Annotated in this window: 10 protein-coding genes; 7 read left to right on the forward strand and 3 right to left on the reverse strand. The window is 57.4% G+C overall.

What is annotated here, in order from left to right; translation table 11 throughout:
- Positions 1–109 precede the first annotated feature (109 nt).
- From efeU to efeO, 4 genes are read left to right on the forward strand one after another with little or no spacing between them, the layout of a single operon-like run.
- Positions 110–937, forward strand: coding sequence for an iron uptake transporter permease EfeU (gene efeU / locus RTS12_RS07295; protein ID WP_312526947.1), 828 nt, complete (start codon positions 110–112; stop codon positions 935–937).
- On the forward strand, positions 924–2,087 hold the full coding sequence (locus tag RTS12_RS07300) for an imelysin family protein (protein ID WP_312526949.1): 1,164 nt from the start codon (positions 924–926) through the stop codon (positions 2,085–2,087). Before efeU ends, RTS12_RS07300 begins: the two co-directional genes overlap by 14 nt.
- A gap of 2 nt (positions 2,088–2,089) precedes the next feature.
- Positions 2,090–3,370 carry an iron uptake transporter deferrochelatase/peroxidase subunit gene (gene efeB / locus RTS12_RS07305; protein ID WP_312526951.1) on the forward strand — a complete coding sequence of 427 codons (1,281 nt, stop codon included), beginning with the start codon at positions 2,090–2,092 and terminating at the stop codon, positions 3,368–3,370.
- A 45-nt stretch (positions 3,371–3,415) separates the two neighbouring features.
- Complete coding sequence (gene efeO / locus RTS12_RS07310; RefSeq protein WP_312526953.1) at positions 3,416–4,225, forward strand: iron uptake system protein EfeO; 810 nt, start codon at positions 3,416–3,418, stop codon at positions 4,223–4,225.
- 71 nt (positions 4,226–4,296) lie between these two features.
- On the opposite strand, the gene RTS12_RS07315 is transcribed toward efeO, so the two are convergent.
- Positions 4,297–4,809 carry an AmiS/UreI family transporter gene (locus RTS12_RS07315; RefSeq protein WP_312526954.1) on the reverse strand — a complete coding sequence of 171 codons (513 nt, stop codon included), beginning with the start codon at positions 4,807–4,809 and terminating at the stop codon, positions 4,297–4,299.
- Positions 4,810–5,596: 787 nt separating this feature from the next.
- Positions 5,597–6,349, reverse strand: a complete 753-nt coding sequence (locus tag RTS12_RS07320) for an SDR family oxidoreductase (RefSeq protein WP_312526956.1) — start codon at positions 6,347–6,349, stop codon at positions 5,597–5,599.
- A gap of 257 nt (positions 6,350–6,606) precedes the next feature.
- Between RTS12_RS07320 and RTS12_RS07325 the strand changes: the two genes are divergently transcribed.
- Positions 6,607–7,407 (forward strand): DUF3800 domain-containing protein, encoded by an 801-nt coding sequence (locus RTS12_RS07325; RefSeq protein ID WP_312526958.1) that lies wholly within the window; start codon positions 6,607–6,609, stop codon positions 7,405–7,407.
- Between the two features lie 366 nt (positions 7,408–7,773).
- Entirely contained in the window at positions 7,774–8,406 is a 633-nt protein-coding gene (locus RTS12_RS07330; protein WP_312526960.1) for a DUF3885 domain-containing protein, read from the forward strand.
- A gap of 158 nt (positions 8,407–8,564) precedes the next feature.
- On the opposite strand, the gene RTS12_RS07335 is transcribed toward RTS12_RS07330, so the two are convergent.
- Positions 8,565–10,214: an Ig-like domain-containing protein gene (locus RTS12_RS07335; protein WP_312526962.1), complete on the reverse strand. Its 1,650-nt coding sequence runs from the start codon at positions 10,212–10,214 to the stop codon at positions 8,565–8,567.
- A 797-nt stretch (positions 10,215–11,011) separates the two neighbouring features.
- Between RTS12_RS07335 and RTS12_RS07340 the strand changes: the two genes are divergently transcribed.
- Positions 11,012–11,572 (forward strand): manganese efflux pump MntP family protein, encoded by a 561-nt coding sequence (locus RTS12_RS07340; protein ID WP_312526965.1) that lies wholly within the window; start codon positions 11,012–11,014, stop codon positions 11,570–11,572.

Raw genomic sequence — 11,572 nt, forward strand, 5'->3', positions numbered from 1 at the left:
CCAGATTGCAAAATTTTACGCCACGAACTTTCCCGACTATTTCTGTTGAACATCTGCGGCTTTCTGTCCTATCTGGGCAAATCAATAGCGATCGTCCGGGATTGGTTTCGTGTTCGCTCCTTTTCTTATCATGCTCCGCGAGGGGCTCGAAGCAGCCCTGATCATCGGTATTCTATGTGGTTATCTGACCCGAACCGGCCGATCCGCACAGCTTCCCGCCATCTGGTCCGGCATTTTCTTGGCACTCTCACTTGCGCTTCTTTGTGGGGCGGTGCTGATTTGGATGAATGCCGCATTCCCGCAAAAGGCGCAGGAGCTGCTTGAGGCTGCGATCGGCATCATCGCCTATGTGTTCCTGATCACCATGGTGCTTTGGATGCATAAATTCGGGCGCAGCGTGAAATCGGATCTTCACGCGCAAATGGACAGCGCCTTTCGAGGCGGCTCGATCTGGTCGCTGGTGGCGCTGGCCTTTGCCGCCGTGGCTCGCGAGGGGCTGGAATCGGTCTTTTTCCTGCTGGCGATCTTCCAGCAAAGCGCGGGCTGGAATGCACCTTTGGGCGCGCTTTTGGGTGTGCTTGCCGCGATTGTTCTGGGCTGGCTGATCCATCGCGGTGCCTTGCGCGTCAATCTGGGGCGGTTCTTTCGCTGGACCTCGATTTTCATCGTGCTGGTCGCAGCGGGGATCGCCGCCAGCGTGCCGCGCGCCCTGCATGAGGCGGGGCTGTGGAACCATCTGCAACAGCCGATCTGGAACCTGTCGGAACATCTGCCCGAATCCTCGCTGCTGGGCACGCTGCTGGCAGGATTTCTTGGCTATCGCGAAACGCTGGTTCTGGGCGAACTCGTGGTCTATCTGATCGCGCTTTTGCTGCCGCTTTTGTGGATTTTGCGTCCCGAAAAACCCAAGACCGAGGCGCAACATGCCCGCAGCTGAGCCTTTGCGCCCGATCCCCCGCCTTATCCTGCCTGCCAGCCTTGGCCTGTGCCTGTTCTCTTTGGGGCTTTTTGTCACCGCACTGACCCTGTCCGAGCGTGGCCATGACCCCAATACGCCAGGGCTGACCCAGATCCGGGTCACAGAAACGCTGTGCGATCCGATGGAGCTGACCCTGCCCGCCGGACGGCAGGGATTTCGGATCTTCAACGCCGCCCAGACCCGTCCGCTGGAATGGGAGATCCTTGACGGTGTCATGGTCGTGGCCGAGCGCGAGAATATCGCCCCGGGCTTTAGCGCAGATCTGGCGGTCCGCCTCTCGCCCGGTGAATATCAAATCACCTGCGGCCTGCTGTCCAGCCCGCGCGGCAAGCTGATCGTGACCGCAACCGATCAATCGCTGGCCGAACAAAAGCAGCCGCCGACCCGCGCCATGATTGGGCCCTTGTCGGAATATAAGGTCCGCATGATGGTTGATGCCGGTCGCATGCAAAAGTCGCTGACGAAGCTGTCGGATGCGCTTGTTGCTGGCGATCTGGACAACGCCCGCAGCCAGCTTCTTGAGGCCCGTGCATCCTGGCGCCGGATCGAGCCTTTGGCGGGGCGCTTTTCTGATTTGTCCGAGCGGATCGATCCTTCGCCGCGCTATCTGGCACAAGGGGTCGATGATCCGGCCTTTACCGGCTTTCACCGCCTCGAAGCCTCGCTGTGGCAAGACCGACCGGGCGGCCCCGAGACTGCCGCAGCCTTGGTTCGCGACAGTGCCGATCTGGTCAACCGCATCAAGGATTATGCCCCCGCGCCCGCCGATATTGCCGGTCACAGCGCCCAATACGCGGCCCATCTGGCCGATTCCGTGATCCCCGACGGCGAGGATGCTCAAAACGGCCAGGATGGCCCCGAGCTGGCACAGGCTTTGGCCAGCATCAAAGCCTCGACTGGATTGCTTAAGCCGTTTTTGTCGAATGGACATCCGCTTTTGCAAGAGCAGCTTGATGGCGAATTTTCGGCCCTTGAAGCTGCGATTGCCGCCCTGCCCGCAGATTACCGCACCACACCAGCCCAGACCCGCAGCGATCTGGCCGCTGGCTTTACCCGGCTTTCGGCGCTTTTGGCCGAAGCCAATCAGGCAATGGGTCTAGGGGCGTGAGCATGGATGGCCAAACCAAGTTGAATAGACGCGGCATGTTGTTGGGCTTGGGTGCCGCCGGGATCGGTGGCGCCATCGCCCATCGCGCCGCGGCCGAGCAAGGCCCCGTCAATGCCCCGCGCGAGGCCGTTACCAATGCGCCTTTGGCCGATGCGGCTTCAGCGGCGATCTCGCCTTATGGCAGGTTTCAGGCGGGCATCGTCACGCCCAGGCCCGCTCATGGCCTGTTTGCGGCATTTGCCGTTCTGGCCCGCGATCCGGCCGAGCTAGAGCACCTGATGCGCCGGCTGGGCGAGCGGATCGAAACGCTGACCCATGGTGGCCCTGTCCCCCAGCTTGACCCCAATCTGCCCCCCTTTGACAGCGGCTTGCTGGGGCCGGTCATTGCCCCGGATGCCTTGACCATCACCCTGTCTTTCGGCGCATCCCTCTTTGACAACCGCGATTGGCTGGCCGCGCACAAGCCTGCGCAGTTGCAGCGCATGACCTCGTTTCCCAATGACGCTTTGGTCGCCGATCAATGCCACGGCGATCTGGGTGTTCAGATCTGCGCCAATACCTCGGATGCGGTGATCCATGCCTTGCGCGATCTGATCAAGAATATTCCCGATCAGATGGTGCTGAAATGGAAGGTCGAGGGCTCGGTCCCGGTCCTGCCTGCCGCAGCCGACGGCAAAACCGAAAGCGCGCGCAATTTTCTTGGCTTTCGTGACGGCTCGGCCAATCCCGATCCGGGCGATCACCAGCTGATGGATCACATGCTTTGGGTCAGCCCCGATCAAGGCCCGGCCTGGGCACAAGATGGCAGCTATCAGGCCGTGCGCATCATCCGCAATTTCGTCGAGCGCTGGGACCGCACCAATCTGGGCGAGCAAGAGCGCGTCATCGGGCGCATGAAAATGTCGGGCGCACCTTTGGACAAGCCCCATGCCAGCGAATTCGATGAACCCGACTTTGCCCGCGACCCTGAAGGCAAGGTCACCCCAATGGATGCCCATATCCGACTGGCCAATGATCGCAGCCAATCGGCGCGCGCCCATCTGATGCTGCGCCGCCCCTTTAACTATTCACTTGGAGTGACAAAATCAGGCCAGCTTGATCAGGGGCTGTTGTTCATCGCCTATCAGGCGGACCTCGAACAGGGCTTTATCGCCGTTCAGAACAAGCTGAATGGCGAACCGCTTGAGGAATATATCAAGCCCGTAGGTGGTGGATATTTCTTTGCATTGCCGGGCTTTGCCCGTGGCAGTTTCCCGGCCAGCCAGTTGATTGCCAGCCTCTAATCACAATGGCGGCGCCAACGTGCCCGCCCCCTTTCAGGAGCTTACATGAAACAACTGCTTCTTACATGTGCCTGCCTGCTGGCGCCGACTTTTGCCCTGGCTCAAGAGCCCAGCCTTGATCTGGTCGGCCCCATTGCCGAATATAAACTGTATGTCTCGGAAAACCTTGACCAATTGGTCGAAGACACCACCGCATTCACCGATGCCGTCAAAGCGGGCGACATCGAAAAGGCCAAGGCTTTATTCGCCCCAACCCGGCTAAGCTATGAGCGCATCGAGCCGATTGCCGAATTGTTCTCGGATCTTGATGTTTCCATCGATAGCCGGGCTGATGACTATGAGCTGGCCGAGAAAGATCCCAAATTCCCCGGTTTTCACCGCATCGAATATGGGCTTTGGGACCAGAAATCCACCGATGAGCTTGGCCCGGTTGCCGATAAACTGCTGTCGGATGTCAAAGAACTGCAGGGTCGGATCGCCGGTCTGACCTTCCCCCCCGAAGTCGTCGTCGGCGGCGCGGCAGTTTTAATGGAAGAGGTCGCAGCCACGAAAATCTCGGGCGAAGAGGATCGTTACAGCCACACCGATCTGTGGGATTTCCGCGGCAATTTCGACGGCGCCTATAAAATCGTCGAGCTGACCCGCCCGCTGATCGCCGAAAAAGAAGCTGATTTCCTGAAGAAAGTCGATGAGAACTTCAAAACCATCGACGTGACCTTGGACAAGTACAAAGAGGGCGAAGGCTATGTCTCTTACGACAAGCTGACCGAAGAGGATCGGCTGGTCCTGGCCACGGGCGTGAATACCCTGGCCGAGGATCTGTCAACCTTGCGCGCCAAACTGGGCCTTGATTAAGACCCGTCGCCCCGCGAAAGACAAAAGGCCCGAGATGATCTCGGGCCTTTTTTCATCTCTGGCAATGCCGCTTAGATCAGGCCGTCCAGCAGCAAAAAGCCCGGCAGCCATCCTGTAAAGACGCCGGCAAAAAGCGTCACCCATGCGGTCTGCCGCTGAATTGGCCGCCCGAGCGCCAAAAGCAGGAAATACATGAACCACAAAACGCACCACACGACCCAATTGGCTGCCAGCCACAGATCGGTTGCGCTGCCCGCCTCGGCAAAGGCACGCAGGAAAACCGGGACCGTCGTGATGGCGACGAACAGGCTGAACCAGCCCAGCCCGCGGCCATCCACGCCCGACCAGCGATTATAGGCCACCCAAAGATATGTGGTGCAAAAGAGCAGCGTCAGGGCCGCATTGCGAATGCTGCCCGCACCGGCCGCAGCACCAAAGGCATCGTGCAGAACCACCGCCGCCGAGACCAAACCCGAGACGATATTGATTACGACAATCTCGCGATCCTCGATCTTGCCCATCAGCCATAGGCCGTTAAGGCAAAGAACCGCGCCAACATAGAAAAGGACGAAGCCGGTCAGCATCGTGCAGACTCCTGAAAAATGACCCGAAGGGCAAAAACGTGTTGAGGACAGGAGCTTCGCGCATAGATGCAGATTGCCTCTGCAACCACGAGACTTTTCGACCGACCGTCCAGACCGGACATGGTGTCGCCGAAGGGACCAGCCAAACCCGCCTATTGGGCAAATCCGCGCATCTGTCAACGGATCTTACTGCGCGCCGTTCTTTACCCCAAGTGCCCCCGGCACGAGGCAGCGGAAAACCCGCAAGCTTAGGGGATTGCGGTCATCCCGAGCCCTACCAGTGCCATCGCAGAACCTTAGTCAGCCCCCCCCTTTTGCAGTCTCACCTTGTGCGCGCCGTCACCGCAAATTTTGCCGCATTCGGGGCAATGTGGTGGTGTTGCCCTGATAATCGACCGATTACCCCAAACCGTGCGAGAAAAAATCGATCAAGCACAAAGTCTGTTTCCATATGTCCACCAGGTTCAGCCCTCTTCGTCATAGAGAAAAGGATCGATCCAGGTCGCCGAATGTGCCCGCAGCTTGGACAAAACTCGCAGCAACAATGCTGTCGTGCCCCATCGGCACAGCTGATTATAAAATTGCCCGTTGCAGCATAGACGATGTCCATTCCAAGACGCGCGCTGCCGCCTTTTGGCAAGATGGAGGACAACGGTCTCAGATTATCCGGGAAGTTAGTGAGCAGAGTTTTAATCCCCCCTATCAGGCACTCGCCACGCGCAAGATGCAAATATTCGCGCTGCGCGACATTGCGTTCGCTCGCCACGAATGAATGGCCCACGGTATCCTAAGTTAGGTTCAAGCCACCATCCAACAGCAGGATTTCTCCCGTGATGTAATCCGTCCTGATTAACATCGTGACTGCTTGAGCAATATCCTCTGGCCGAGCCGCCCTTTTCATTGGAGATTGCGCTTTCCACAACTCTTGCGCCTCGGTCCAGTCAGCTGTCAGCGGCGTGTCAACCAGACCTGGCGCGACAGCGTTCACTCTGATCTCAGGCCCCAGCGTCCGTGCCAGAAGTCGCGTGACATGGTTCAGCGCGGCCTTCGTCGCCGCGTAAGGGATTGATCCGCCTTTTGGCCGCACCCCGGCATGAGAGCTGATGTTGATGACGCAAGCTCTGCCATTTCTCTGCGCCGAGGCACGCAGGTGCTTTTCGCTCAGCGCGACAAGCTGAAATGGAGCGATGACGTTGACCTCATACTGCATGCGCCAGATGTCAGGATTTGCAGCCAAAAGATTGTTATGCGGGATCAAGCCGCTGATCCCTGCATTGTTAACCAGAACATCCAGCCTTCCGGTTATGGCGACTGCCTCGGAGATAAGCCTAACTCTCTCTGCTTCCTGAGAGAGGTCGGCCTGAATGTAGGTCGCGAAACCAAGCTCCGCAGCAAGCGCAGCGCCTTTTTCAGGTGATCGACCTGAGTGCAGAACGACGAACAGGCCCTCGCAGACTAGTCGACGCGCAATGGCGGCCCCTATGCCCGAGGTCGAGCCAGTTACCAAGGCAACCTCGCGAGTGGTTGCAGTCTGGCTCATCGTCATCTCTCCTCATTCTTCCAATGCGCAGTGTAGCCAAATTCAACACCCGCACTGGGCTCAATCCGCCGATTGCTGAAATTCAGCAGTATCATCATCTAAATTCGACTTGCACCAGCAGCGCCGATCACAACCAACATCATGACTGACGCAAGGGGCCCGATGCGGTCGTACAATTGGGTTAGGAGACGCAAACCTTGTTGGACAGAATGGATATCTCTTTGTAAAATTCGATAAATTGCCGCGGGTTGTGATCGATGTCCGAGTTCAGCAAGTACGTCATCTATGTCGACGAGAGCGGTCACTCCAATTGGACAGCTGCGCCAGAGTATCCATTGCTCTGCCTCAACTTCTGCATGTTCGAGAAAGATTACTACATCGATGAGCTGATCCCGCGTTTCAACCGTTTGAAATTCAAATATTGGGGCTGCGACAACATCGTTCTGCATGAACGCGATTTGCGGAAATCCGACAAGATCAAAGATCCAGCCGTTCGCTCGAAGTACGAAGGGCTCCAAGGTGATCGGAGACGTGCTTTTATGGATGAGCTGACGCAACTCATGCGTGACACGAAGTTTCGCTGTTTCTGCGTTGTGATAGACAAGCCGAAAGTGCCCGAATGGCACAAGTCTTACGATCCATATCATATCTCCCTTTCAAGGGGGTTCCGTCAGATTGAGACCTATCTGAAAATCCACGACCCGAATGAACTGGCGAAGGTTCTGCACATCGTGTTTGAAGCCCGTGGCCGCGAAGATGATGCCGCGCTCAGCAAAGCCTACAAGCAGGTGTCGGTGCAAGGATCACTCTTGGCTCCTGTGGCAACCCGTGACTACTCAAATTTTCGGCTTGAACTGATGGATAAGAAAAGCAACTCGTCTGGCCTTCAGATCGCCGATCTCACAGCCCGACCGATCGGCAATCACTATCTTCATGCAACTGGTCAACGGTCACAGACCGATCAACATGCCATCGAGGCGCTGCTTGAAAAACTTCACTTTTGTTCTGGAACGACCTGTGAAATCGGCAAATATGACGTGTTTCACGAAGGGCTATAAAATTCATTGGCGAGCCAAGGCTCGCCAATGAACGGACGGTTAGACCATCCCTTTACTGCCCCCTACATAGTCCAAAATCGTTTAATGTTCAAGAACAGCTTGCGCCGTATCATGGCGTTTGCCTCATCGGTTGCGTGCGAGAACGAACGGCCGCTCCGTCCCGCAAAGCTGAAATTCGCCATGATGATTTCCGTGAAGCTGGGTGATTAGGGGGGGAATGACGCAAGATGATGGTCGTGCTGAGTGTCAGCAGCCGATCATCTTGCCTTGATCCCTCCACAATGAATCGTGCATTGTCGATTTCAGATAGGTGGCTGATCATTTCTTGGAATTATCACCCGGAGTTTCCAGTTAATGCAAAGAATATTGCAATATTTCGGCTGGAAAGATTTCCATCACCCGCTTTTTTACAACTCCCCATTTTCTTTAAGATTTGAGCTGGGTTATCCCCACGAGATGGGGCCAGTCCGCTTCATCCAGGCGATGGATCGTGCCCGAGCCATAACCTCGTTCGTTTTCTCAAAGAGTAGCGATCTGACAGTTGCCGTTCCCTTTTACAGTCGTCACGGTCAAACCGATCCTCCGCCGAAATTACAAAAAGCGCTTAGATCTACGAATTTTTCGGGCATAATTTCAGGCATCGATCGTATCGAAACCGCAGATTTAGCCGAGTGCTGGGATTTGGAGGCGGGATGTTATCGCTTCCTGTGCTCGCTGCAACTGCCCAACCAAGCAGATCAGATTTTGCCCTTTATATGGGCGGCGGTTGCCGAGGAAATGGGAATAGGCCCGCGCTTCTCCTCGATCGCCAAAAGCTACATCGCGGACCCCGAGCGCGGCCTTGTTGTCCATATCTATGATGACCGAGGCATGGACGTGATTGCAGTTGAGCCGCAAACACTGCGCCCCTGTTATGAGCGCTTCAATGATTGGCTGCTGGACTATGGCCGGGATCGGATGGACGCGACCTTCTCGTCCTCTACCATCAAGGACAGCTAGACGCCCGAACGGCCGATCTACACGCCGGCTTCCACGATAGCGTCAAAGGGCCGAGGATGCGGGGTTCAGACGCCCAGCCCAGACAGGTGAACATGCCTTCAAGCCTGCCCGAAAGGCCTGGAACGCCCCCGCCTCTTTTGGTGACGGGGGCTGCTTTCTTACATCGTCAGCGAGCGGGACTTGGCCAAATGGCGATCGGCCAGTTTGCGCGCCTGCGGGGCCGAGAGGAATTGGCGGGCCGGGGGCTTTTCCGTCAGATCATGCTCAAGCATCGGGAAAAGCTCATAGATCTCGGCGCGGGCCGCTGCGCCGATCGCCTTCATCGCCTCGGGGCCGGTAAACAGGGATTCCGTCTCGGCGCCGTTCGAGAACAGGATTTCATGCTGGTCGAAGAGCAGATGGAAATATTCGACATCGACCAGATCATCGGCAATTTCGACCCCGTCCAGCGGCAAAAGCTGCTTGGCCGCGACCAGAACCTCGATCGTGCCGAACATGCGTTGCGCAATCTTCGAGCGCACCAGAATGCGGTGCTGCGGCGAGACGAGCAGATCCTTGGAGGGCAAGGACGGTCCGATTGCATTGGCGCGAATGCGGATCGGACGCAGATCGTTTTTGCCTTGCAGCGACGCCGCATCCAGCCGGCGCGATCCGATCCAGCGAACAGGCTGCAGTCCGTGGTCGCGGGTCAGCACCAAATCACCGGGGCAAAGGTCTTCGATCGGACGCTGGCCGTGCTCTGTCGCGATCAGCGTGCCGTGCACGAAGCAGGGCACGTCGATTGTCGGCGCGGTAACGTTACTGGAGGGGCTGGTATTGCCCGCGGGATCCATCGCCGTGACCGTGAGCCGTTCGCCGCTTGTATACGGTTTATCGAGTGTGATCGAAAAATTGCCGTTCGGATCGGTGATGCCAATGCCGATATAGCGTCCTTCCGCATCTCTGACTTCGATCGTGGAATTGGGCTCTGCATGCCCGGTCAGCACGACACCTTCGGGATTGACGACAAGATTGCTGGGCGCATCCGGAGCGGTAATGTCGGGGGCGGTGGCCGGGGAAGGGAAAGACCGGTTTCCGGAAGAATCCGTCGCGGTCACGGAAAGGTTTTCTCCGTTTTTCATCGGAGAAGAAAGCGTGACCACGAAATGTCCGCTCGCATCGGTGGCGCCGGTTCCGATCGTGTTTCCGTTCGGATCTCGGATTTCGATCCGGGAATTGGGCTCTGCCAAGCCGCTCACGATGGTGCCATCGTTACCGACATTGAGATCGGTGGGGGCATCCGGCGCGGTATTGTCCGGGGTGATGATCATGGCAGACGGGGATTGGTTTCCGGCGGCATCCGTCGCGGTCACGTAGACAGCTTCTCCGTTGGCCATCGGCGGAGACAGGGTGACCGAGAAGTTTCCATCCTGATTCGTTGTGCCGATTCCGATCACAGACCCGGCCGCGTCCTTGACCTCGATGTTTGATCCGGGCTCTGCTTTTCCTGTGAGTGTTTCCCCGAGGGGGGCCATCTGCACGTCCCGTGGTGCATCGGGTGCAACGAAGTCCGACGAATTCGTATAGGTGGTGGGCGACGTGTTCCCGGCAGCATCCGTCGCCTCGACGCCAACAACCGAGCCGTCAATAATCGGTGGGTTCAATTCAATGGTAAAATTGCCGTCGGCATCGCAAACGCCGCGGGCAATAACCACGCTGTCTGCATTCAAGATCGTGATGTCAGCACCAGGCTCGCTGGTGCCGGTAATCTGATTTCCCGCGGCATTTATATTGGCGCTAGGAGGAAGGGGGGGTGTGGTATCAGGCAATTTGTCACCTAAACTGGGAGATGTCCGCAGGGGATCAGCTTGCAAATCCCCAGACGAATCTATTGAGCATATTAGATTTGCTCAATTAGCTCACCTTCCATGTTGGCGATATTGCAGTAATGCAACATATGCGGGAAAATTATCAAAACAGTTCACCCTTCTGCATGTTTGCGATCTTGCGCATCCCCATCACCCAAGCGGCTCGCGGTTAAAACCAGCTGTCTGTGCGGGCTCGAATGCCCCGCTTAGGGCCTAAATCGACGCTGCTGATGCTGCGCCATCTGATTTGGCTTTTCGCCCCCAGATGGGCTTGCACCATGCCCCGACCGACTGCCAGCAATCGAACTTTGCCGGATTTGCGCGTGGGCTTTACCGATGCTTGCGATCAAGAGCCGGGAAATGGTGGCAGCGCTGTTCTGAAAGCAAATCTTGCCGCGCAAAACCAACGCCATTGCGGCCGATAGGATATTTTTCTGGACCTCAATCGCGGCGCGACAGCCGTCCACAGCCCACAGCAAAGGCAATAAAACCAGTCACTTCCGCTGCATCGCAGCAAGACGAAAACCGCCAGATGCACATGCGTCTCAACTACAAGTCATTGTTTTCATTGACACTCCCTATATTGGCGCTATGTCAGCCGCATCGGGGAGTAGCGACCGCAGCAATGCGGGGCCGCGTCAACACACTCGCAGGCCCATCCTGCGTGGCGCGTCCAGCCTTAGGGCCTTGCAAGACCGTGGCGTCAGGACCCTGCGGGCGGGGTCCGTCCGTCGCCCCGAAGCCCAAGGAGTGTTCCGATGTCACCGATTGCAATCGGTTTTCTTGCCGTCAGCATGTCTGTTGACGCCTTTGTTGCCTCGCTTGGGCAAGGTGCTACGGCCAAACGCCCGAACTTTTCGCATGCGCTGCGCACGGGCGTGCTTTTTGGCGTGATCGAGGCCCTGACGCCGCTGATTGGTTGGGCCTTGGGGGTCGCGGCCAGCCAATATGTGCAGGCATTCGACCATTGGATTGCCTTTACGCTTTTGGGCGCGGTCGGGTTGCGCATGGTATTGCAGGCACTGCGCGCCCATGACGATGCACCCCAAGGGCGCGGCTCGCTTTGGGCGCTGATCGCAACCGCGATCGGCACCTCGATCGATGCGATGGTGGTGGGTGTGTCCCTGGCCTTTCTGGATGTGAATATCCTTTTGATCGCGCTGGCGATTGGATTGGCCACCATGACCATGAGCACGACGGGCGTCCTTGCCGGGCGGTTTTTGGGCAATCGCCTTGGCCGGATCGTCGAAGTGTTTGGCGGGTTGGCCCTGATCGTTTTTGGCACGACCATCCTGATCGAGCATCTCAGCATGGGCTAA

This window comes from Paracoccus sp. (in: a-proteobacteria) (assembly GCF_032007265.1).
Classification (GTDB): Bacteria; Pseudomonadota; Alphaproteobacteria; order Rhodobacterales; family Rhodobacteraceae; genus Paracoccus.